This is a genomic window from Butyrivibrio fibrisolvens (assembly GCF_023206215.1).
Lineage (GTDB): Bacteria > Bacillota > Clostridia > Lachnospirales > Lachnospiraceae > Butyrivibrio > Butyrivibrio fibrisolvens_C.
The window spans coordinates 3556484-3581519 of sequence record NZ_CP065800.1 but is presented as its reverse complement, the minus strand read 5'-3'; the positions used below and the strand labels follow the sequence as shown (position 1 = coordinate 3581519).

16 protein-coding genes are annotated in these 25036 nt (G+C 40.8%); all 16 read left to right on the top strand.

The genetic code is table 11. The annotated features are described in order from the left end of the window. Positions 1-33 precede the first annotated feature (33 nt). A complete protein-coding gene (locus tag I7804_RS14925; protein ID WP_248404030.1) occupies positions 34-981 on the top strand; it encodes a hypothetical protein in 948 nt (315 codons plus the stop codon). A gap of 256 nt (positions 982-1237) precedes the next feature. Continuing rightward, positions 1238-2443, top strand: a complete 1206-nt coding sequence (locus I7804_RS14920) for a hypothetical protein (RefSeq protein ID WP_248404029.1) — start codon at positions 1238-1240, stop codon at positions 2441-2443. An 84-nt stretch (positions 2444-2527) separates the two neighbouring features. Further along, on the top strand, positions 2528-2824 hold the full coding sequence (locus I7804_RS14915) for an STAS domain-containing protein (RefSeq protein WP_074756051.1): 297 nt from the start codon (positions 2528-2530) through the stop codon (positions 2822-2824). Between the two features lie 640 nt (positions 2825-3464). Beyond that, entirely contained in the window at positions 3465-5345 is a 1881-nt protein-coding gene (locus tag I7804_RS14910) for a hypothetical protein (protein WP_248404028.1), read from the top strand. 144 nt (positions 5346-5489) lie between these two features. Further along, complete coding sequence (locus I7804_RS14905) at positions 5490-7922, top strand: helix-turn-helix domain-containing protein (protein WP_248404027.1); 2433 nt, start codon at positions 5490-5492, stop codon at positions 7920-7922. 611 nt (positions 7923-8533) lie between these two features. Beyond that, positions 8534-9493 carry an ABC transporter permease gene (locus I7804_RS14900; protein WP_248404026.1) on the top strand — a complete coding sequence of 320 codons (960 nt, stop codon included), beginning with the start codon at positions 8534-8536 and terminating at the stop codon, positions 9491-9493. Between the two features lie 12 nt (positions 9494-9505). Continuing rightward, positions 9506-10408 (top strand): carbohydrate ABC transporter permease, encoded by a 903-nt coding sequence (locus tag I7804_RS14895; RefSeq protein ID WP_022758166.1) that lies wholly within the window; start codon positions 9506-9508, stop codon positions 10406-10408. Positions 10409-10500: 92 nt separating this feature from the next. Continuing rightward, the gene (locus tag I7804_RS14890; RefSeq protein WP_248404025.1) at positions 10501-12114 is read left to right on the top strand and encodes an ABC transporter substrate-binding protein; all 1614 of its coding nucleotides are present in this window, start codon (positions 10501-10503) and stop codon (positions 12112-12114) included. Between the two features lie 184 nt (positions 12115-12298). Continuing rightward, positions 12299-14920, top strand: a complete 2622-nt coding sequence (locus I7804_RS14885; protein WP_248404024.1) for a rhamnogalacturonan lyase — start codon at positions 12299-12301, stop codon at positions 14918-14920. A gap of 103 nt (positions 14921-15023) precedes the next feature. Beyond that, positions 15024-16697 carry a rhamnogalacturonan acetylesterase gene (locus I7804_RS14880; protein ID WP_248404023.1) on the top strand — a complete coding sequence of 558 codons (1674 nt, stop codon included), beginning with the start codon at positions 15024-15026 and terminating at the stop codon, positions 16695-16697. A 436-nt stretch (positions 16698-17133) separates the two neighbouring features. Then, a complete protein-coding gene (locus I7804_RS14875; protein WP_248404022.1) occupies positions 17134-18657 on the top strand; it encodes a serine hydrolase domain-containing protein in 1524 nt (507 codons plus the stop codon). A gap of 148 nt (positions 18658-18805) precedes the next feature. After that, positions 18806-19249, top strand: a complete 444-nt coding sequence (locus I7804_RS14870; RefSeq protein ID WP_051199397.1) for a LytTR family DNA-binding domain-containing protein — start codon at positions 18806-18808, stop codon at positions 19247-19249. After that, positions 19246-19626: a hypothetical protein gene (locus tag I7804_RS14865; RefSeq protein WP_022758159.1), complete on the top strand. Its 381-nt coding sequence runs from the start codon at positions 19246-19248 to the stop codon at positions 19624-19626. The genes I7804_RS14870 and I7804_RS14865 overlap by 4 nt, the downstream gene beginning before the upstream one ends. Before the next feature lie 93 nt (positions 19627-19719). Then, positions 19720-22587, top strand: a complete 2868-nt coding sequence (locus I7804_RS14860; protein WP_248404021.1) for an ATP-binding protein — start codon at positions 19720-19722, stop codon at positions 22585-22587. Positions 22588-22666: 79 nt separating this feature from the next. Next, on the top strand, positions 22667-23983 hold the full coding sequence (locus I7804_RS14855) for an ABC transporter substrate-binding protein (protein ID WP_248404020.1): 1317 nt from the start codon (positions 22667-22669) through the stop codon (positions 23981-23983). Positions 23984-24007: 24 nt separating this feature from the next. After that, complete coding sequence (locus I7804_RS14850) at positions 24008-25021, top strand: HD domain-containing phosphohydrolase (RefSeq protein WP_248404019.1); 1014 nt, start codon at positions 24008-24010, stop codon at positions 25019-25021. Positions 25022-25036: the final 15 nt, after the last annotated feature.

The following is a 25036-nucleotide window of genomic DNA, read 5'->3' as shown; positions in this document are numbered from 1 at the left end:
CTATCACATATATTTTTTGAGGAGGATTTTAACATGAGAAGGAAAATGGTTAAATCAACAATATCAATTGCTCTTGTTGCTATCGCAGGTCTTTTTCTGGTTGAAGGATGCAGCTCTGATAATGTAGTAAAGGGAAATGTTTCTGCCGGTGAAGTTACAGTAGTCGATGAAAAGGTTCCTATGGATGCACAGCCGCAGGATGCCAAGGAGTATTTTGCCAAAGGTGTATATGCCAGTTATGCAGCTGAGCTTGAGAATCCTGAGAAGACATACTTCTATGTATTTGAAGGTGATGGCCAGGGACATGTAGAAGATGGCGATGCCGGGACAGGACAATATTTCGTTTATGAGCAGAAAGAAGACGGAACTGTAGAATTTACTTTTGGAAATGATGATCCGATAACAGATATACTAACTGTTAGCTCTTATGAAAATGGCCTTGTCACAGGAGCATTTGAGGATACCATAGATGTGATATTCGAACCGGTTGAAGGAGAAGATCCTGATACCTTTGATGCTGTCAATTATGTACATGCTCAAAGAGGTGAAGACTTCACTTATACAAGTGCCAACGGCTGGAGTGTTAGATACAATCCTGAGAAATTCGAAGTTAACACAGGCGGACCTGTTACAACTTTCGTATATACAGGCGAGTGTGCAGGAACCAATATGATAACAGTTACATATACTGTTGATAACGATGCAGAGGGCGCTATTAAGGCTCTTGGTGAAGCTTATGGCGATGATGCATCATATAGTGAAGCTCCTTTTTTAGGAAATGAAGATATTACAGGTTACTGGGTGACAACACCTGTAGATACAGAAGGCTCAGGCAGTTATATGACAGCAGTTGCAAGAGACTACATGGATGGAGCGCTGGTATTCGAGCTTACAGGTCATATGAGTGGAGACGAGATGCTTGATATAGAAGTATCTGACTATCTTGCGGATATCATTGATTCAGTACAGTTTGTAAACTAATGATATTGTAAGGTTATATGACTGAATTTACATAGACAGCAAAAGGGTAGAAATGTTTTTTATGGCAAACAAGCCCGGCTCAGTGGAACTTGTTTGCTATTTTTTAGGGTTAAGTTTGAAAATAGTAATAGGGTAGATATATGGAAAAATTCGGAAAAAAGTCCGAAAAAAGTTCTTATAAAGGCATGTCTCGACTTGCGTAAATATGATATCATATATACGTAATATAGTTTCTAAAATCAGGGAGGCCGGAAAGATGGATTATAGGCAATCAGAGCACGTAAAGATCAGAGATATAAATCAGGATATCGAAAGAGCTTATAATGTACTTACTGATTATGCGTTTGATGTAGGAATCAATGACAAAGATTCTCTTAGATTCAGGCTTCTTACAGAGGAAGTACTAAGGCTTGTAAAGCAGATCCTGGATAAAAGGTCAGTTGAACTGTGGTTTGAAGGTGATAAGAGAGTTTCCAGAATCATACTAGAGAGCGCAGGATCTCTTGAAGGAGATAAAAAAGAAGAACTTGGCTCTATTGCATCATCAGGTGTTGTTTTTGAAGAAAAGGGGTTTTTCAAAAAGATCACTGATATGTTCATGATAAAGGTTCCTGAAGAAAAAACATGGTCTTTAAAAGAATATCAAAGACAGTTGCAAGCCAAAAAAGAGCAGGATAAGTACAGCCTTGAAGCCTGGGAGGATCTGGAAAGGTCACTGGTTGCAAACCTTGCGGATGATATAGAGATAACAGCAAGTTCTGATAATATCAAGATGGTTGTGACCAAAGACTTCACGCAGTCATTATCATTCATCTCTACAAGCAGCCTCGAGGCATCTACAAGCCAGATTCTTGTGGGAAGCAGCAAGGATATCGCAAGAGAGCTGGATAGGGCGGATGATCTTATTGCTGAGCTGAATCTTGATAGAAAGAATGCACTTCATGCTAAGCTGGTATTTGAGGAAACTCTGGGTATGCTTAGGGAGATGACTGAGAATTATCAGGCTGTCGTATGGATGGAGAAATACAAGAAGGGTTATTGCTTAAAGCTTGCTGCCAAAACTGAGATGAATTTTGACAAGAAAAAAGAGCTTTTATCTGTAGCTTCTGATAAAAAGAACAGTAGCGCCAAGGGTATTATGGGTAAGCTTGGTGATGTGATAGAGAACGGACTATTAAACTATGAAAATGTCATGAATCTGAGTCAGGAATATGGCGGCGGATATGTTGACTATGGCTCGATGGGAATGTATGGAGGCTTTGAAGGATCACTTGAATACGGAATGATGTGGTCACTTAATGACTACAGGACTTGTCTTGAGTCAGTATCTGAGAAGGACGATGCATCCAAAGAAGCTTGGGATGAGTTGGAGAAGTCTATTGTAGCCAATATCGCAAACGATGTACTTGTAGGTGTTAAAGGTGACAAGGTCGAAATGACTATCATCTGCAGGATGAAGTAGTGGAAAGGTGCTTTGGACACCTTCAATACAAAGTTTCATAAGAATAATCGATTTGATCGTAGTTGACAAGAAGGGAGATAGGTAATGGTTATTAATAAGACTAGAAACGGTGATGAGCTCACTGTAGCAGTTGAAGGAAGACTGGACACAACAACAGCTCCTGAACTTGATGATATGCTTAAAGCAGAACTTGGTGATGTTAAAAAGCTGTTGTTTGATTTTGCAAAGCTCGATTACATCTCATCTGCAGGGCTTCGCGTGTTGCTTCTATCTCAGAAAACAATGAACAAGCAGGGCAGCATGGTCATAAAAAATGTAAATGAAGAGATCAATGAGATCTTCGAAGTTACAGGCTTTACAGATATTCTGACAATAGAATAAAAAACAGACTTCTTACTTGCAAAACAGACTCCGTCCCTTGGAGTTGCGCTGACATAGATGGTTTATTAAGTCTTGTCGTGTCTTGAAATTGTTATAAATTCAAGGCATGATATCTGGCGATTCCCATTCTGGGGTCCAAACTCGCTTCGCTCAGACAGGTGGACCCCGGGCAGAATGGAAATCTCCATCTATCAAGCTCTTGAATTTTATAACAACTTCAAAAGAACACAACAATACTTAATAAACCATCTATGTCAGCGCAGCTCCAAGGGACGGAGTCTGTTTTATAAGAGGAAAGTCTGCAAAAAATTATTGAGCGTAATAAGCCATCTTGTAGTAGCTGCGACAGCTTAACTGATTGCAGGTGCTACGAGATGGCTTTTTGGCGTAAGCAGGGTTAAAAGGAAACTATGCATGGTTTTGAAGGACGTAGTAAATAAATAAAAGGTCGAAATGTGGCTGAATTGCAACGTTATTAGATAGAAAACTGATTCGAAAAGAGCTACTATGTGTGCAAGAATGGATAATATACTAAAACATCCCACTTGGACGGGCCTGCCCCTGTAAAGACTTTGGGGATGCCGGCCCGTCCAAGTGGGGGTAGTAATATACTAAAAAGAGTTTTATAAGCGGGGGGAAGATGGCGAATTTAGTTGAATATCTTAAGGTTCCATCAAAGCAGTACAGTCCTATGCCGTTCTGGTTTTGGAATGACGAACTGTCTGAAAATGAGATAGAGCGGCAGATGCTTGAAATGAAAGATAAGGGTGTTGAGGGCTTTGTGATACATCCAAGGAAAGGTCTTCCTAAAAGTATACCTTATCTATCTGATATTTATTTTAAGTACGTACGATTTGCAGTGTCTAAGGCTAAAGAACTTGATATGAAAGTGGTATTGTATGATGAAGCTATGTATCCATCCGGTTCGTGCCATGGTGAAGTGGTGAGGTCTGATGCGGGATTGGCATCTATGTGCCTTATGAGGACTACAGATAACTGTACTTCTAAAGAAAATACAATCATAGCTAAGGTGACTGAGGATGGAAGAGACGTATCTTATGTTATGGCTCCAAGTGGCGGTACTATAAGGGGAGTTCATGACAATGAGGATGATGGAGAAACTTACGCTCCCAAAAGTGCTGATCTTCTAAACCCCAAAGCAGTTGCAATGTTTATAGAACTTACTCACGAGAAGTACTATAAGGAGCTAAAAGACTATTTTGGCAGTACTGTGATAGCTTTTTTTACAGATGAGCCTAATATACTTGGAAGATGCGTGGAAGATGATGTGATACCGTGGAGTAGCGGGATCTATGAAGAGTATATAGAAGCAGGAGGAAATAAGGATAATCTTAAGAGTCTTTTTGAAAAAGAGGGAAGAGATTACCAGATCTACAAAAAAGTAATATATGAAAGGCTTTCAAAGGCATATTATAAGCAGCTTGAAAGCTGGTGTGTATCTCATAATGTAGCGCTTACAGGCCATCCGGAGAAGAGCACTGATATAGGATATCTTAAATATTTTCAGATACCCTGCCAGGATATTGTATGGAGATATGTAGAACCTGAGGATGGGCATGCGATAGAAGGAGAGCACTCGACTATGGGCAAGTGCTCATCAGACAGTGCAAGGCACAGAGGCGTTATCAGAAATGGCAATGAATGCTTCGGATGTTGTGGACGAAAGTCTGATCCAAAAAGCTTCACACAAGATGATATGAGATGGTATCTGAACTGGCTGTTTGTAAGAGGCGTCAATATGATATATCCTCATGCCTTCTACTACAGTATCAGAGACGGACGGGGAGATGAGAGGCCGCCGGAAGTCGGGATGCACAACCCCTTCTGGCCACAGTACCGAAAGCTCAGTGATTATATAAAAAGAATGTGTTATCTCAATACAGAATCTGTAAATATGGCCAGGGTAGCAATTATATGCAGTGAAGAAATGCTTTCCTGGAAGCTTTCAAAGCCCCTATATACAAATCAGATAGAGTTTAACTATCTTGAAAGAGAGCTTCTTGATAGCTGTAATGTAGATTATGGAAAGCTTGGCATTGCGAAGCAGGAATATACTGTAGTCGTTTCTGATATCAAGGAGTATGGAGATCTTACACATGATCAAAAGACAGTACTACATGACTTCGAAAGATCAGGAGGCAGGCTGATAATTGCAGATGAAGATAGCATAGCAGGAGCTTTGAAATCTGAAGATGGTAATGGAGATAGGGAGCTTCGTACAAGATGGTATATAGATGAGATCAGAAAAAATTCTGATCCTGATTTTGAATTCGAAGGAGATGTATATGATCTTAGATTCTCTCATCTAAAAAAAGATGAATACGAGTACATCTTCCTATCTAATGAAGGGCTTAAGACTATAGATATAACAATAAGTAAGGGAATATCCAAAATAAATAAAATATGGGATCCATATACTAATATCTGCATCGAACAGGCTTGGGATAAGGTTATAACCATAAGACCTTATGAACTACTTGTAGGCATTATAAATGGATGATGATCATTTAGGCATTCATTTACAAAGAGTGATAAAAGTACAGGTATATACTAAATCAATATACGACATATTTGTTTTGGATATGATAAAATAATTTAGATACGTTTAAGCGCGAATCAGTTCACTAATAGCAAGAGGTTATGTATGAATAGACAAGCTATACTATCTGTATCAAAAATCCCACAAAGAATATCATATAAGCTATTCGTAACTATATGCATCAGTATATTGGTAGGCCTATTCATGGTCATCATGGTCATAAACTCTTTTCTGGCAATAAGGTCTAACAGCCTTGAAATGTCTGAAAGAGAAGCGCAGCTTACGACAGATCATATGGTTTCAGAAGTAGAAGATAAACTGGAAATACTTCGCCAGTACTATCTATACTCAGCCATGGATGAAGATATCGAGTGGTTTTTGAACAATAAGCTTGACTATTCTGACTATGGAAGATATAAGCAGATATCGACCGCGCTTGGCAACAATTCTCTTTTTCCCAATTATCTTAACAGCTATGTGGTTATCAATTATGATAATGGCAGAGTCATAAGTTCGAGAGGAATCTACGAAATAGACGAGATGATCAATAAAGAGGAGATAGATAATCTCTATAAGGACAATTCAACTAAGGTCAATAAAGGAAATTGGGTCTATATACAAGGAGGAGTTAGTGCCGATTCAAAGAACACTGGATACAGGCTTACGGCAGATACTAAGGGGCTTAATTTCCTTCTGAACCTGCCTATAGGAGTATATACTTCCAAGGGCTTTCTTCAGGTCAATATCAACATGGATGAATGGAAGAGCTGGATCTGGGACAATATCGATATCTCAGGAAGATATGTTGCTGTACTTGATAATGACGGGAATGTGATCTATTCAAATAGTTCTGAGTTTTGCGTCAAATGTATGGATCAGAATAGCTCGGATATCCCGAAAGAAGCTTCCAAAGAGTCTATCAATAATAGTAAATATATAGTTGCGCAAAGCTCATCAACGATGCTGGGATGGAATTATTATGTTGCCTATGACTATGGCACGATACTGGGGGCTACTTCAAAACTTCTGATAGAATTCCTGGTTGCGATAACAGTTCTTGCTGCTCTTAGCTTTATAGCAGTAAGATATGCTCTATATCAGCCCGTTGACAGGCTTATAAAGGAAGTCTCCGATGCTGATAACAGGGACGTTAAGGGGAATGAGCTTCAATATCTGGCAGGTCAGTTTGAAAATCTGAAAAATGACAGGGAAGTCCTTAATCAGTCAATAATCCAGAAGAGACAGAAACTGGCAGAGCTCTTCGAGATGCGTATAATCCGAAGCGCAGTATCCATGGATGATGAATGGAATGAATATATAAAGGTATTAAATCTTACAGAGTATCCCTACTATGCAGTGATAGCCATAATCTTAAATCTTCAGGGCAAGGAAGAACTTGAAGAAGAGATCAACGAGGATGCACTGTGCCTTGAACTTGCAGAAAATCTTCCGGAGGATCTAAAGAAAGCAACATGGCTTCCGCTTATATATGATTCATGCACGCTTACATGTATAATGGGCGCAGACTCAGAAGAGAAGCTTATGGATCAGATATCTGCTTATTATGATAAGATCCAAAAATATGCTATAGGTAAGATTGGTTACGGTATCCAGATGGGTGTAAGCGAAGTCCATACCAGAAGGAATCATCTGGGAAGAGCTTATCATGAAAGCGTATATGCGCTAACCATGGACGGCGAGAACATGGATGCTGAGAATGTCGCAGACATACATACTTCCGTTATGAATACAGGCGGCGAAGATTCAGGCGGAGAGCATGTTGATAGCGAACATACCGATAGTGCACGAAGTTATAGAAATAGTAAATTTGATAGCGGATGCCGCTTTTATCTGAAACTTGTTACTTCCAAGGGTGATGGCATCAATCTCAAAAAGTATGAAAAAGAGCTGTGTGATGCATTAAAAGCACTTGATAAAGGAGCATGCTACAGGCTTATAGATGAATTCATAGAAAACATAAGGCTGGTTGGAGAATGGTCTGTAGCTTCTGTCTACCTTACATCTGTGATTGATGCGATCATGATCCAGGCTATAGACATGCAAATAGATATTGCAATAATCTGTCCGGAAGGTCTGCAGCCTTTATATCACAGCATTCTGGAAGCGGGAGATGTATCAAGGGTTCGCAAAAATCTGAAAAAATATATCGTCGATCCTGTTTTTGCTGCAAGATATGAGCTTCTTGAGGATAATTCTTATCAGATGATGGCTCAGATAGAGAAAATGCTGGCTGATTCTAAAGGTAATATCACTTTGAATGAGTGTGCAGATAAATTGGGCGTCACTCCTTCCTATATCTGGAAGATCATGAAAGCTCAAAGAGGTAAAACATTCAGTGAATATCAGGAAGAGTACAAGATTGAAGAAGCCAAGAAGCTGTTGCAGCTTAATAGATCAGTTTCGGATATTGCATTGGAACTTGGATATACCAATGCTCAGAACTTCATAAGATTCTTTAGTAAGGGAACCGGACTTACCCCAGGCAAGTATAGAAAACTAATGTACGGACCGGTATAGATTGCGGCGGCGTGTGTGGTGCTTCCGACTCTGGCGGTAGGGTATCCACGAATGTTTTGCAAAGGCATGGGGCTTTGAGCGGATAGCATATAAATCATTGTCACGCTGTTAATTGTTTCATAGTTCATGGCATTTATATAAAAATTAAAAAGCAGACGAGCTATGCTGATTGAATGAGCTGGCTTGTCTGCTTTTTGATGAATTTGAGATGTGTTTTTTACAAAACATATGCTGGTTCTTGTAATAGATCGAGGGTGAAAAAAGAAGAGAGATATGTTTTACAAGAAAAATTGCGATTGTTGGATTCGTAAAATCAATAATCAATTTATTATTTTGGTCTGTATATACAGATATAAAATGATACAATTTGTATATTATGCATAAATTAGGTATATGCAAATTGTGATTTATTGGTAAAAAATAATATGATTGTAGATGTTACGAATCCGCGGCCATATGATTAGCTCATGGACGGGTTGTGGGTTTGGCAACTGCATCTTGGTATTACTATCTAAAACATCCCACATGGACGGACCTGCTCCCCTGTAAAGACTTAGGATATGCCGGTCTGTCCAAGTGGGAAGTTACTATCATGAAAAGAGGAGACGAGTATGGCTAAGACTAAAACGATCAAGTTGTCTGACGGATCTGTTATTGATGCCAACAGAACCAGCAACAGAAAATATTTCAAGCAGCATATATGGCTGTATCTGTTACTGCTTCCCGGGCTTTTGTACATGATCCTGTTCAGATATGTACCAATGGGGGGACTGATAATAGCATTTAAGGATTATAGTCCATTTAAAGGAATGTGGGGAAGTCCTTGGGTCGGATTTTCTAATTTTACCAAGTTCTTTAGTAATAATGATTTTCCAAAGCTTCTTGTTAATACGCTTGGAATAAGTTTATTACAATTAGTATTGTTTTTTCCGGCACCTATTATATTGTCACTTTTTCTCAATGAAGTAAGAAATATTGCATACAAAAGATGTGTTCAGACACTTGTATATATCCCTCATTTCGTATCATGGGTTATCATTGCCAGTCTAACATATCAGCTCTTTAATGTAACGGACGGTGTATTCAATATCATATCAAGATCGCTTACAGGTAACTCTTTTGACATACTATCCAAGGCATCGACCTTCTGGGGACTTATAGTTGGACAGGATATCTGGAGAGAGACGGGATACGGTACTATTGTATTTCTTGCAGCCTTGTCAGGTGTAGATCAGGAACTATATGAAGCCGCCAGAGTTGACGGAGCCGGAAGGTGGAGGCTTATGTGGCATATCACGCTTCCTGCCATAAGAGGTACCATCATAATGATGCTGATCCTGAGAGTAGGAGGAATCCTGAATACAGGTTATGAGCAGATATTTCTTATGAGGAATGACCTCAATCTTGCAAGGGCCGAAGTATTTGATACTTACATCTATACAAAAGGTATCAAGAATGGAATGTATTCATTTTCATCTGCTGTAGGTATGTTCAAGTCTATAGTCGGAATGATTCTGGTACTTATATCTGACAGAGTAGCCAAGTGGTTTGGCGAGAGCGGACTATATTAAGGGAGGGTAGATATGGCTAAGTCAAAATCAGGGTCCAAGGTCAAAAAAAGCCTTGGCGACAGAATAGTTGATGTCATCATATATGTAGTTCTGGGGCTTATTGCAATATCCACGATACTTCCGTTTCTATATGTATTCGCAGGATCTTTTGCTACAGAAAAGGAACTAACAGAAAAGGCATTCTTTATAGTGCCGACTATATGGTCATTTAATGCATACAAATATGCCATAAGAACAGCAAATATTCTAAGAGGACTTAAGAATTCGGTGATACTGACAGCACTTGGAACGACGCTTTGTATGCTCTTTTCATTAACATTTGCTTATCCTCTTTCCAAGTCTCATTTTAGGGGCAGGAATTTTGTAATGAATCTGGTTATCATAACCATGCTCTTTAGCGGTGGTATGATTCCTTCATTCATAGTCTACAGGGCATATGGACTCTATGATACATACGGTGCATTGATACTCCCGGGCCTTATAAGTCCTTTCAATATGATCATAATCAAGAAGTTCTTCCAGGGGCTTCCTGTAGAGCTGGACGAGGCTTCATATATGGACGGAGCCAATGACCTTCAGATATTTGCTAGAATAGCTCTTCCGCTTTCAAAGCCTGTTATAGCATCTATATCTCTATTCTACGGAGTTGGCTTTTGGAATGACTATTTCGGATCCATGATATATCTGCAGACTGCTGAGAAATATCCGATCCAGATCCAGCTAAGATCTATAATCCTTCAGTCATCAGCTATCGTTGACAACATGGCCAATGACTTTGATATGTACGGTACGCCTCCGGACAAGGCCGTCAAGATGGCATGTACGGTTATAGCAACAGTGCCTATCCTGTGTGTATATCCTTTTGTTCAGAAGTACTTCACTAAAGGTGTTATGGTCGGCGCTGTAAAGGGCTAAGGAGCCTACCCATTTAGTTATGTAAAAAAATAAAGCTGCTTAAAGAAACATATGCTCAAAACAAATCAAAATAATATGCAGGAGGAAAGAACATGAAAAAGAAAATCGTAAGTATGCTGTTAACATCAGCTATGGTAGTAGGTCTCGCCGCATGTGGGGGAGCATCATCTACTGAGTCAGGAGTAACTAATGGCCAGAGCAGCGGTCAAGAAGGATCCGGAGAGAGTGCTCAGGCAGAGGGTTCTGGCGAGCGTCAGACAATCACATGGTCAGTAATTGATGTCAATGCAGGTGTCAATGCTGTAGGCGACTATGCAGATGAGATTATACAGCAGATAGAAGATTACTGCGGCGCAGATCTTGATATTATCTGGTATGCCAATGATGCACTTTCTGAGAAGAATTCACTGGCACTTACAAGTCCATCTACAATGCCTCAGATCATGTCCTGGGGCGGTACTGTTACAGGCGATGTTGTATCAGCGGCCAAGAACGGAGCTTTTGTAGATCTTAACAAATATATCTGGGATTCAGAGAAGTATCCTTATCTGTCACAGCTTTCCAAGGAGGTTGCTGCTAATCTTACAGTTAACGGCCAGCTGATTGCCCTTCCACGTACTCGTGTTATCGGCAGATATGGTCTGTCTTATCGTCAGGACTGGGCCCAAAAGCTGGGCGTAGAGCTCCCTGAGAATGCAACTCCGGATGATGTATATAAGATGTTATATGCCTTTACCTATGACGATCCTGATGGCAATGGCGTAGATGATACTATCGGTATGGAGATGACTTTGTATACCGGTCCTTTTGATATCATCCAGACCTGGTTTGGATGCGGCAATGGCTGGCAGGAAGTAGATGGCAAGCTTATGCCTGTATGGACTACAGATGAGTATTTTGAAGCTGTTGAGTATATCAAAAAACTCTATGATGATGGCCTTATGCCTGCTGATTTCTATTCAAGACCTACAGACTCTTGGTCCAATGGATGTAAGACCGGAGAGAATGGTGTATTTATAGACGTTCTTGATTCAGGTAAGAGAATATGGCAGTACTTTGAAGCAGATGAAACCTATACTGCATCAGTTGTTAATCCCGATGAACCTGCAACTATGAATCTTTACGGAGCAGTTAACGGACATACACTTGCTACAGCCGGTTATAACGGATTTTTCACACTTTCTGCTACAACGCTTGATACTGAAGAGAAGATCGAAGCTGCGCTTACTCTTCTTGACAGACTCTGCTCACCTGAGATGCTCACACTTACACAATATGGTCTTGAAGGTATCAACTATGAGTATGATGCAGACGGATATATCGTAGATCTCGATGCTGAAACTGAGGATCAGGCAGCAGTAGAACTTGCCAACAATTATAAAGGTCTTAACCAGCTCCTTACATTCCTTCCATCATCAGAGTCATCTACAGGTGCTATTCCGATCGCAACCAACAAGTTCAATGAAGCTCAGGATGCAGCTTATGCAGCAGCTCTTCCATATGCAGAACTCAATCCGGCACTTTCTTATCTGGTAGGCTCTGATACATATTCTCAGGTTGGCGCTGACCTTGATGAGCAGGTTACAGCAGCAAGAACCCAGTATATCTGTGGATCCATCTCACTTGAAGAGTTCAAGAACACACTGGATTCAATCAGATCTCAGGGATATGACACTATCATCGAAGAGGTTAATGCGCAGAGATAAATAAGTGCACAAAGATACAATTTGCGTATAGAAATGCTGCTAAAGCTCGGAAATACGATGTGTATCAAATATATGAATGTTATATAGATGATCATATGCTATAGACACCCCGGCATCGGCATCCTGCGCGGATGTCGATGCCGGGGTTATTATCATGAATCAAAACTTTATGAGGTTGCAATATATGAATATATGGCTTGAAACTGTCGAAGACGATAAGATGACTTTTGGTTGGGACATGCAAGAGGGTGCTGACCGCTACAGACTATTATGGAAAGACAGAAAAAGAGACTCCATGCAATTTAAAGAGCTGGCACAAACAGCAGATTGCAGGGGAATTCTTAAAAAGATGCCAAGGATTCCTTACTATGTTAAGGTTCAGGCATTAAGGATAAAAGAAGGTAAGGATACTGGAGATGATAAAGATGCCAGAGAAACTGAAGATTCTAAAGACATTAGAGAAAATGTAGAGCTTAAAGATGCAAGAGAAGCTGAAGAGGCGAAAGAACATAAAGAAGTTGATAATGCTGAAGTAGTTAAAGATGTAAAAGAAAAAACGGTAGTACTTGAAGTAATAGATGAGAGCCCTGTCATAAAGACACCGGTAACCAAAGTATTAAAGCCTCAATTGGAAAAACTTGGAAGAGGCCTTGTGGCAGTAAAGACAAGAAACGGGATATTCGTATCATGGAGACTTTTTAAGGATGAAGTAACAGGAAGTAATGAAACAGGTCTGACAGGGACTGATTTTGTTGTTTTTAGAAACGATAAAAAGATAGCTGTAGTAACAGACAGCACCAATTATCTTGATACTAATGGTAATGAAAAAGATGTATATAGTATAGTGCCTTTTGTATCTGGCACTGATGTTTCTGATGATGAGCTTAGTGTGCGCCTAAAAAAAGCTGAGCATGTAAGCGTATGGGCAAGTAAGGATAACTATCTGGATATCCCACTTAAAAAGCCTGAAGGCGGTGTGACCAAAAAAGGAGAGGTATATGAATATCATGCCAATGATATAAGTGTTGGCGACGTAGATGGAGACGGCGAGTACGAATATATAGTAAAGTGGGATCCCTCCAATTCGCATGATGTATCTCAAAAGGGATATACAGGCAAGGTGTATCTTGACTGTTATAAGCTTGACGGAAGGCTGATGTGGCGACTTGATATGGGAGTCAATATAAGGGCCGGAGCTCATTATACTCAGTTCATGGTATATGATTTTAACGGTGATGGAAGAGCAGAGATGGCTGTTAAGACAGCTCCCGGAACGCGTATGCATATCTATGATGAAAAGGGCGATGAGATTAGCAATAGCTACATCTCTTTGCCACAAGCAGATATTGAAACAGGTGTGACCAACGAAGACAACTATGTCTGCTCATCAGAAGATTATAGGAATCATCTAAAAGAAGAATTCACATATTGGCAGGACCATCCGGAAGTTGTAAACGGGCACTGGCCGGGGACTTTGGAAGAGTGCTTTGGGATACCTGCAAGATACTCTTATCCTTTAGATTACAAGGATGCAGATGAGCTTACAGACTATTTTATCAATGTATATGCACCTTCAAGAAGCGATAAAAACAGGTTGTGGGAATTCGAAGGATTCGTATATGAAGGACCTGAGTATCTTACTATGTTTGCAGGAGATGGAAGCGAACTTGAAACGATTCCTTTCAAATTCAAAAGAGATGATGATGGCCTTATGTGGGGGGACTACTCCATGAATAGAATAGAGCCTTGCAACAGGGTAGACAGATTTCTGTCAGGGGTAGCTTATCTGGATGGAGTAAGACCTTATCTTATCGTGTGTAGGGGATATTATACAAGGACAACACTTGTAGCTTATGACTTTTTTGATAACAGATTCAATGAAGTATGGAGCGCGGACTCGGGATATGTTCCTATGAGTAATCCTTTCAATGATAATCCTCATGAGAAAAAAGGATCTGATCCTGTATACGGAGTTATCGCAGGCCAGGGCAATCATAGCCTGTCTACAGCCGATGTGGACGGCGATGGATATCAGGAGATAATATACGGAGCAGCCTGTATAGATCATGATGGAAGTGTCCTGTACAGTAGTTATGACTATCTCCCTTCCGGAAAATACGCCAAGCTCGGCCATGGAGATGCGATGCATGTAGCTAATATAGATCCTGATCGTCCCGGACTTGAGATCTTCAATGTGTTTGAAGGGGCTACAGCTGCGCCTTACGGATATGCTCTTAGAGATGCTGAGAGCGGTAAGGTATACTTTGGCGAATATGCAGAAACTGACCTTGGAAGATGCATGATAGGCGATATCTGCCCTGATGTCAGGGGGCTTCAGGTGTGGGTCAATGATGTCTATTCTGTCAAAGGAGATAAGCTGGATGTCCCGGCTCCATCTACCAATATGAACATCCACTGGGCAGCGGATCTTACAACGCAGGTCACTGATGGAAGCGAGTACCTTACTGAGAATAAGTGCGGTGTTATAAATGATATAGTCCACGGGGCTATGCTGATCCCTAAAGGAACCGCTACTAATAATGGAACTAAAGGAAATCCCTGCCTTGTGGCAGATCTCTTCGGAGACTTCAGAGATGAGATAGTACTTAGGTTGTCTGATGACAGTGCCCTTAGGATCTACATAAATACTGATATTACAGAGCATAAGCTATTTACCCCTCTCCAGGATGTGCAGTACAGGGTAGCTGTTGCCTGGCAGAATAACTGCTACAATCAGCCGGGGTATACGTCATATTATTACGCGAGCGATATGAGATTTGATGAAGTACTGCCGGAAAACGGATAATTGAGATAAAGGCAGTGCGTTTGCCTGAAGTTACTGCCGAAATGAGAGATATGGGAAAATAGGTAGTACATGAGGAGGAACTATTGGTTCAAAGGGGGAATGTATGGATATAGAAAAGTTTGAGATTGGATATAAGGAGTATCCTGATAAAGCAAAAGGTTGGTCTGGCGGAGTGTACTATCCTCGAAAAGAAGTTGTAAAAAGAATCCAAACGCAGCAAGACGAAGTTAAGGATATATCTACTGCTATAGATACCGCTATAGATACAGTTATTAACGGAACTTTGAAGATAAGTTCGAGGACGTGGACCGAGACGGAAGAGACAGGATTTGGGATATATACATATGTTGAAGGGCCTATCTTTGTGCTAAAGACAGGACTTAAGGATTATAAGTGGACTGTGATTTTCTCTAATCAAGGCCGAGAACCTATCAGAGTAAACTGTTATGCAGATGAAGTCCTTATGATCAAAGATGCAATGATCATGCCGGGATGCGATCAGGAGATATCCTTCATAAATTGTTCTATTCATGAAAATACAACTCTTCAATTTTTTGTATCGGATGCGGCCACCTGTAAGGAGGATGCAGGCTTTAATTCTTTGTATATCAAAGATATAGAATATATAGAATGTGAAGAGAAAAAGTCGGGCATAAAACCTACAATCTTCCTTGCTTCAGACTCTACGGTCCAGACTTATGAGAAGTTTTATTATCCGCAGATGGGGTGGGGGCAGGTCTTTGAAAAGTATTTTTGCCCGTGGGAAGAGTTAACAGAGTATATGTCTGATGACAGGATATATCCCCAGTGCCATGTCTACGAAAAAGAGAGCATTATCATAGAAAACAGGTCAATTGGAGCCAGAAGTTCAAGATCTTTTATAGATGAGGGTAAGTGGAATGCACTTCTTAGAAGAGCAAGGCCGGGAGACTATTGTTTCATTCAGTGGGCTCATAATGATGCAACCGCTGTTCGGCCTAACAGATACGTGAGCATATCTGAATTCGATGGATTCTTGATGAAATATATAGACTCATGCAGGAGCCGGGGCATATACCCTGTACTAGTGACGCCTGTATCCAGAAGAAACTGTGATGATTATAACGGAGAGTTCCCGCTATCTTTTGGAGAGTACAGGGATGTGATGATCGAGGTTGGAAGGCGCGAACATGTTCCAACTATCGATCTGTGCAGGATGAGCAATGAATATATGAAAAAAGTAGGCCCGGAAGGAGCCAAGGATCTGCATCTATGGTGCCCTGCAGGAGCATATCCTGATGGCGCTTATAAGGACGGCGTATCTGACAATACTCATCTTCAGGAATACGGCGCATTGATATATGCAAGGATGGTAGCAGGAGCTATCCTTACTATGGAAGGCTTTGAAGAGATCGACAAGCTTAAGCTTTATGTAGATATAAGCTTCGAACCTGTTAAAAAGCCTCTTCTGGTAAAAGAAGGCCCTGGCAGACTGGATACTGCTACTGATATCCCAACAGGTTTTGCCATGCAGGAGCTTTATGTGGCTGACAGTATGGCGAATTTCCTCCTTATCTGGAATGACGTGGAGGGGGCGAGATCCTATAACGTGTACAGGAAAGGGTCCGTAGACTTTCAGTTTTTTCCCTTAAGGAGTGTGACTGTGAAGGAAAAGAAGTCGGCATCAGTTCTACCTTTCAGGCTGCCGGCAGCAGATGTATATCAGGTCAAGGTTACAGCTGTGTTTGAAGATGGAAGCGAAAGCGAATCTAGCAGGATCATTGAATTCAGGGCTTGAGTATTGCCGTGGTACTTGATATAAGTTTTGCAGTGATTGAAGAAGTGGAAGGTTCGATGATCCGATGTTTGATCTTGCTTTTGTTGATTACCAAAGTATGACGTAAGTAGTTATATGGTGTCAAAAGGAACTTTTGACACCTCCTCATAGTATGCCTAACCCGACAAAGTGGTTTGGAGCCATTTTGCCGGATTTTTGCATTAAGTGGGGCTGTATTTGCATTATCTGTATAAAGGCGTAGATAGATTGTGGCAAGAAGGATATGATGACGTAAAGGTCAAAAGATATTTTGACTTGAGCTTGCTCGACTTGGTAAACATATGCCGAACGTTAAGCTTGTATTGGTGCATGCTTAAAGAACGGCGTATGCTTGGCGAGCGCTAAGTTTACATATTATACCCGCTTAAACTACTGGAACTGTCTGAATGGAGCCTGAATGAAGAAGATTGTACTTATTTTTGTTGCTATATTTATTACTATATTGATGCTAATTGTCATATTTGGAGACTTCAAAGTAGCCTCATCTAAAATAGAATGCACTACAGCTAATACGAATACTTGTACTAATACTGATACTGTCATTAATGATTATATAGATAACTTCTGCGATGAGACAAAGTGCTCATCTGTCAGCGTTGTGGTGATGCAAGATGGTAAGATCACTATATATGGAGATGAGGATGCTCTGTATCAGATAGGATCTATGACCAAGGCTTTTACAGGGTTTGCAGTATTGAAGCTTATAAATGAGAAAGTTCTGTCTGAGGACGATATAATATCTGATCATATCAAGGGCTTCACAGCGTATTATGAGAAAGAAGCGCGTGATATTACTTTAGGGCAGCTCCTTACTCATACAAGTGGATATACTAATAAGGAAACGGACTATCCCAGTGCTTTGGAGGGGATGAGCCTAGGAGCTTGGACTGATACTATATCAGGAAGTGAGCTAAGCTTTGCACCGGGGTCAGGATATTCATATTCCAATGTGAATTACAACCTGCTTGGAGCAGTGATAGAAGAGTCGACGGGGCTTTCTTATAAAGAATATATGGAAAAGGAGATACTTACTCCTCTTGGCCTTGCAGATACATATGTGGGGACGCCGGATGATGGCGATGTGGTATCCGGCTCAAGGCTAATGTTCAGACGCAGTATCCCATATGATATACCTGTTATTGAGGGCAGGATACCTGCCGGGTACATGTACTCTAGTGCATCTGATATGGCAAGGTGGATGCAGATATGGACCGGAGCTGATATGACGTTATCATCCCAGAATGATGATGCCAATAAAGAAAATCAAAAGGAAAACCTGAAAGATAATAAAGAAGAGAATGTGGATATACCTATAGAATATAAACAGCTTGTTTGTGATATAAAGGCGCATATAAGCAGCGCCGGAGATTATTACGCAGGCTGGGAATATGTAAGCGATGATATTCTAAATGAAGATACAACAGATGAAAAAGAAGCTATAGGTCATTCGGGAGGAACCCCAAATTATTCTTCGCGAATAGTCTTTTCTCAGGATAAAAATACAGGTGTATGCGTTCTTACGAATCTTAATGTAGCAGCTTCTACCGATAGTCTGTGTAAAGGAATCTATGCATATATCATAAATGGAAGAGACGCTGAATATGAGATGGAAATTAAGACCAGTATAGCTACGGATGTGTGGACTGTTTTTGATATTGTATTTACAGGCATGTTCATAATGGGAATCGTAACATTGGTAGGTATACTAATAGTAAATCGCCGCTGTATACTATTAGTAAGTGGAGCTTTACTAGTGTTAATTCTTATAGCCTTGTGCGTAGTGATGCCTATAATATTCGGCGCCGGACTTTATGATATATTGTGCATCTGGGCACCCTATAGTATGATGGGCGGGATGGGGATTTTGGCTGCTGATATAGCGGCTATAGGAGTCCGTTTATTGAGACTTAAAGCCAGGTGATACACATATAAATGGATATCAAGATGAGATATCAAGATGAGAATTCAAGATAAGATTTCAAGATAAGATATCAGATGCCTAAATAAAAGCCATGGAAAAGGTAGTATAGCATCTGTAAAAGCGCTTTTATCACAGAGGTTAACATATTATGAGAATAGAGCACAGGCAGGTTGAAGGTCAGCCTCTTACGGTTATAATTGAATATCCCAAGTGGAGCGAATCTGTTGATAACCTTGTCAGGAAGATAGGCATGATGGATATCTCGTTCATTGGAAGGATGGATGAAAAGTCTGTTAACATCAGCCTTTCAGACATCTATTATATAGAGAATGTCGATAGAAAACTCTTCATATATACAGAAAGTGAAGTGTACAGACTGGACGGCTCCATGGCAGATGTAGAGAGCCGCATCTACGATTCAAGCCTGGTGCGTATATCCAGAACCTGTATTATGAACACAGATTATCTTAGGCAGATACAGCAGATCAGGAACAGTCATCTTGAAGCTGTTATGGACAATGGTGAGAAACTTATCGTATCAAGGAAGTACCTTCAGGATATCAAGAAGATATTTAAAAGGAGATCGTTATGAAGAGAATCTTAAGAGATACATGTATTCTGGCTTCACTTATGATACTGAGCGTTTTTGCAATATCTGTCATATGGATGGGACTTACAGCAGAGATCGTCCTTGTGTTTCAGCTTTTTGCTTTATCTTTTGTCATAGCTCTTGTCAATTACCTTCTTGATGAATACCTGAGTCTATCAATTATAGGTAATTATTTGTTAAAATATATCATCGCCACCGCCATTGTAATGCTGTTTGGCTTTGTCGTTGGCTGGTTCTATCAGAGCAATTTCTGGATGGCCTTTGTTTATGTGGGAGTGGTTCTTGTACTTGCATATATGGTAGATGCTATCAAGACTAGAAAAGATATAGAGTATATAAACTCCAGAATTAAAAAATAGGAAAGTTAGAAAAATTGGGGATACACTACCGCTAAGAAAATGCCGATATAACAAATAATAGATGCTTTTTGCTGATATATTTGGAGGTGAGGCGTGAAGAAAACTCTGATCATTGTTATTGACCTTGTAATAATGACGTTGATACTTTTCTTTATAGTTCAATATGCCAATGCCAAAATGCGAGAAAGTAATGAGAGTGTTATAGAGGCCTTCGAGAAGATGACTGTTACTGCTGAGCAGATCATCACTAATTATCTTGAGGACGAGCAGCATCTATGTGACGTTTGGGCCAATTATATCAACAGGTCTGCTGAAGCGGGGACACCTATGACTGCTGAGGAGGCTATTTCTTTTATCAGAAAGGCCAAGATATCTCCTATAATCTACGGACATCTTATATTCACTGATGAAGGGTCCAGGAGCGGTATATCTACCCATCCCGGGTCCAAGGATCCTGACGATTATTCGGTTTCATATCGCAACATCAAGATTTTTGACAATATGGACAAGACAGTCAGACAAGATGGAGCTGTCAGTCTGACAAGAGCATATACCAATCCTCAAAATGGAGTGCAGTCAATTGCATTCATGAATCCGGTAACTATAAAAGATGAGGATACAGGAGAGCTCAAAGAAGCGCTTCTTATGCGCGTAGAGCCTGTAAGCACGCTTGAAGACAAACTTGTCTTCTTAAAGGGTGAGTATGAGAATGTAGAGATCTCTCTCATTAACAATGATGGAGAGTATATGGTTCATGGTAAGTCTCTTAAGAATTCCAACTTTTTTGAATATTATAAATCTTATAATAAAGCTGATATTGCAGATTATAACGAGATGATAGACAAGGTTACAACGCAGACAGGAACTATGACGATGTTCAATTCAAAGGGGGAAGAATGCGTGATCTCGTATACTCCTTTGAAATCCATGGATACGTGGCTGCTTCTGGCGTACATACCGGCAGTTGAGCTGAAGTCGACCAATACGGTTGTAGACTGGCTCCTTCTTGGAATGGTAACGGTGGGATTGTTACTGCTGCTGGGTTTCAACTATCTGATACTCGTGCAATATAACAGGAAACTGGCAGAGGCTGCAGAGGCTGCCAATCAGGCCAATGAAGCCAAATCCCACTTTCTATCCACAATGTCCCACGATATTCGTACACCTATGAATGCAATCCTGGGTCTTAATGAGATGGTACTTAGGGATAGTCACGAAGATGAGATCGTGGCGTATTCTGAGAGTATCAGGACTGCGGGCAAGACACTTCTTGGCCTTATCAATGATATTCTTGATTTTTCCAAGATAGAAGCAGGCAAGATGGATATCATAAATGTGGATTACAGTCTTGCTTCGATGCTCAATGACCTTGTGAATATGGTTCAGGGCAGGGCTGATGACAAGGGGCTTTCATTTAATCTTGATGTAGACAGGAATATTCCGTCTGTACTAAATGGCGACGAGATCCGTATCAAGCAGGTCATCACCAATATCCTTTCTAATGCAGTCAAATATACCAAGGAAGGTGGCATTACTTTCAAGGCGGGGTTTGAAAAGACCAAAGAAGAGCCTGATAAGATAAGGCTTATCATAAGCATAAGTGACACCGGTATTGGCATAAAGCCTGAGGATATGAAGCGCCTTTTTAAGGCATTTGAACGTATTGAAGAGAGCAAGAACAGGAATATAGAAGGAACCGGCCTTGGCATGAGCATAGCCCAGAGTTTTCTTAAAATGATGGGAAGCCATATAGAGGTTGAGAGTGAATATGGAAAGGGATCGACTTTTTCTTTTGCCTTAGTACAGGGGGTAAAAGACTGGAATCCTATAGGTGACTATGAAGAGAGCTTCAAACGATCTGTATCTGAGAGGAAGAAATATAAAGAGAGATTCACAGCTCCTGATGCAAGGCTACTGGTTGTTGACGATACACCTGTTAACCTGTCTGTATTCAAGAATCTTTTAAAGAGAACCAAAGTGCAGATAGACACTGCAGGCAGCGGAGATCAGGGTATCATGCGGTATAGAAACAGGCACTATGATGTTATTTTCCTGGATCATATGATGCCTGATAAGGATGGCATAGAAACCCTTAAGGAGATGAAGGAGATAGCCGATACAACGAATGCGGGAACTCCTATAGTATGTCTTACTGCCAATGCTATTTCGGGAATGCGCGAAATGTATATAAATGCCGGTTTTGATGATTATATAACTAAGCCGATAGATCCGGACAGGCTTGAGGCACTGCTCCTTACATATCTTCCGAAGGACAAGATCGTTGAAGCATCTAATGAGGATAGTGAGGATAAGGGTGCGGATGATCACGATACGGATGATCATGACATTCCGGATTTTATCAAAAAGATCGATGCTCTTAACGTGAATTCCGGCATCATACACTGCGGAAGTTGTGAAGCCTATATGGATACGCTAAAGACTTATCTGGGAAGTGGCAAGAAGAATGTGGATGAAATCCAGAAGTACTGGGCAGATAAAGATGTTAAGAATACTACGATCAAGGTTCATGCGCTTAAGAGTACTTCTTATGTGATAGGAGCGCAGAAACTTGGAGACTTCGCAGCACGTCTTGAAAAGGCTGGAGAAGCCGGGGATGTAGACATTCTTGAAAAAGAGATAGAACCTTTACTTACTCAGTATAGAGAACTGGTAGATAAATTGGAGCCTTTGGCATATGAAGATAGCATTAAGGTGCAGGATGGTACAAAAGATGCGAAAGATAAGCCTTTAATATCTGATGATGATATGAAAGAAGCTTATGAAAGACTACAGGAAGCTTGTAATTCATATGATTATGACAGCGTTGCAGATATAGTTAGTAAGCTTGAAGAATACAGATTCCCGGAGGATGAGGCGGCAAGATTTGAAACTATAAGAAGCGCTGTAGACAATTTTGACTATGACCAGATACCACAGATTCTTGCAGAAAAAAAGGATTGATGTCGCAAGATACATAAGTTTGAACCATTAGCTAGTGATATGAGGGTGATTATGTCCTTGGTTACAGAAAGGAGTCAGTATGATGATCCAGACAAAGAGATTTATTAAAAAGATAGTGATGGCGGCATTAGCAGGATCACTAATACTGGGCGCTGCATCATGCAGCCTAAGTTCTGAAAAGAGTGCGGAATTTAAACCGGCGCTTTCAACAGATACGTCCTGTACTATAAAGGTTGCAGGAAGCTATTCCAATTTTGAATCCTTGGAGAGTGAATTCGAGCGTTTCTATGAATACTATCCAAATGTAAGCCTTAACTATGTCTATCTGGATGATTATAACAATACTATCGCAAGCGCCTTAACAAGCGATGAAGCTCCGGATATATATGTTACGGCGTCATGGATGCTTGATGATGAGAAGATGGCACCTGTTCTTGATAGTGCGGAGATCTTATCTGACCCTTCTCTTAATATAGATCTTGACTGTATACGTCAGGGCGCTCGCTGGACGCTTGAAAATGGGGATGTGATCATGATACCTATTTTCACAAGGTCATATGGAATGCTTGTAAATTTGGATATATTTGAAAAAAATAACCTGGAAGTTCCGGATACATACAGTGAACTTGTTGAGACTTGCGATAAGCTGGTTGCTGCCGGTTTTGATGCTCCTATTATGGGGGATAACGGAATTACTGTAGCCGGAATATATTATGCATTTGCTTTTCCGCTATTTTGTAACAACGTAATTGGCAATCCCGAAGCAGTAGCAGCACTAAATAACATGGACAGCTCTGCAGGAGAATATATGCGACCGGCACTTGATAAGATAGGGAGCTTTGTAGATATGGGATATATAAATCCTAAGCTATGCTCTGATGAGATAGAAAATGACTATGATGCAGTTATCATGCGCTTCTTCGAAGGAGATGTTCCTATTATGCTGGGAAGCGGCGACATGGTATCCGGTACTCAGAAGCGTGAGAGTAAGTCGGAAGCTTTTATAGCAAATCCCTTCAAATACAAGTTCTATGTGGTGCCTTCTGGTGATGAAGGCGGATACTTCCTTGACTCTGTCAATCTGTTCTTTAGCGTGAACAAGAACAGTCCTAACCTTGACATGACCAATGAATTCATAAGGTTCCTTATGAGGGAGAAGGAGCTTGGAAATATGGCTGCGATAAAGCGCCTTATCACTCCGACCAATGATTTCTCCCTGGATGAGGTATATGCATCTCTTGAAAGCTTCCCTAAAGAGAGGTACTTCAGTTTTCAGGAGACAGGTCTTAATGATGCAGTCACCAAAGAGTTCCGTGCAGCTGCCTATAAGGTTGCCAACGGCGAGATGACTGTGGATGAGGCAGTAAGTGCTTACGGAAGCCTGTGGGATAACTAAAAGCACTTGCAGAAAGGATACCGGATGGAAGAGCGCGTAGTCGTTGTAGATGATGATGCGATCATATTGAAGAATGCCAACACGGTCCTGACCGGTGCCGGGTTTAAGGTTACATGCCTAAAAAGCGGACGATTATTGCTTGACTATGTCGTAAGGAATAAGATCGATATGCTGCTTCTGGACATCAAAATGCCTGAACTTGACGGCTTTGAGACTATGAGGCTTCTTAGAAAGTGGGAAAAGGATAATGGCGTAAAAGAGATACCTGTTATCTTCTTTACAGCCAATGATGACTGTGAATCAGAAACTATGGGACTGTCTCTTGGCGCAATGGATTTTATAAGAAAACCCTTTGTAGCAGAAGTACTGACGCTTAGAGTGCGTCACCTTCTTGATCTTATAAGGCTCCAGCGTGATCTTCATGCAGAGGTTGAGCGTAAGACCAAAGAGGTAGAGGGCCTGTCACTTCACGTAGTACATACTCTTGCAGATGCCATTGACGCTAAGGATGCATATACTAAGGGTCACTCCGGAAGAGTAGCAGAGTATTCAAGAGAGATAGCCAAAAGATACGGATATTCTGTAGAAAGACAGGATGAAATATACATGATAGGACTTCTTCATGATGTAGGTAAGATAGGCGTGCCTGATGCTGTGATCAATAAACCGGGCAGACTTACAGACGAAGAGTTTGAGAAGATCAAGACTCATCCCGGAAGAGGAGCCAAGATACTTCAGAATATCGAAGAGATGCCTAAACTTGCCATAGGAGCAAGATGGCATCATGAAAGGTACGACGGAAGAGGCTATCCTGACGGACTATCAGGAGAAGATATCCCCGAAGAAGCCAGGATCATCGCAGTTGCAGATGCCTATGATGCCATGACCAGTAACAGAAGCTACAGGGGCATAATCCCCCAGGACGTAGTCAAAAGCGAGCTTGAAAAAGGTTCCGGAACCCAGTTTGATCCACGCTTTGCGGCTATAATGCTTGAGATAATCAAAGAAGACACTGACTACAAACTACATGAACAATGATCCTTGTGGACGGAG

Coding starts and splice junctions, on each gene's coding strand:
- I7804_RS14925 (WP_248404030.1), top strand. CDS start 34: ATGAGAAGGAAAATGGTTAAATCAACAATATCAATTGCTCTTGTTGCT.
- I7804_RS14920 (WP_248404029.1), top strand. CDS start 1,238: ATGGATTATAGGCAATCAGAGCACGTAAAGATCAGAGATATAAATCAG.
- I7804_RS14915 (WP_074756051.1), top strand. CDS start 2,528: ATGGTTATTAATAAGACTAGAAACGGTGATGAGCTCACTGTAGCAGTT.
- I7804_RS14910 (WP_248404028.1), top strand. CDS start 3,465: ATGGCGAATTTAGTTGAATATCTTAAGGTTCCATCAAAGCAGTACAGT.
- I7804_RS14905 (WP_248404027.1), top strand. CDS start 5,490: ATGAATAGACAAGCTATACTATCTGTATCAAAAATCCCACAAAGAATA.
- I7804_RS14900 (WP_248404026.1), top strand. CDS start 8,534: ATGGCTAAGACTAAAACGATCAAGTTGTCTGACGGATCTGTTATTGAT.
- I7804_RS14895 (WP_022758166.1), top strand. CDS start 9,506: ATGGCTAAGTCAAAATCAGGGTCCAAGGTCAAAAAAAGCCTTGGCGAC.
- I7804_RS14890 (WP_248404025.1), top strand. CDS start 10,501: ATGAAAAAGAAAATCGTAAGTATGCTGTTAACATCAGCTATGGTAGTA.
- I7804_RS14885 (WP_248404024.1), top strand. CDS start 12,299: ATGAATATATGGCTTGAAACTGTCGAAGACGATAAGATGACTTTTGGT.
- I7804_RS14880 (WP_248404023.1), top strand. CDS start 15,024: ATGGATATAGAAAAGTTTGAGATTGGATATAAGGAGTATCCTGATAAA.
- I7804_RS14875 (WP_248404022.1), top strand. CDS start 17,134: ATGAAGAAGATTGTACTTATTTTTGTTGCTATATTTATTACTATATTG.
- I7804_RS14870 (WP_051199397.1), top strand. CDS start 18,806: ATGAGAATAGAGCACAGGCAGGTTGAAGGTCAGCCTCTTACGGTTATA.
- I7804_RS14865 (WP_022758159.1), top strand. CDS start 19,246: ATGAAGAGAATCTTAAGAGATACATGTATTCTGGCTTCACTTATGATA.
- I7804_RS14855 (WP_248404020.1), top strand. CDS start 22,667: ATGATGATCCAGACAAAGAGATTTATTAAAAAGATAGTGATGGCGGCA.
- I7804_RS14850 (WP_248404019.1), top strand. CDS start 24,008: ATGGAAGAGCGCGTAGTCGTTGTAGATGATGATGCGATCATATTGAAG.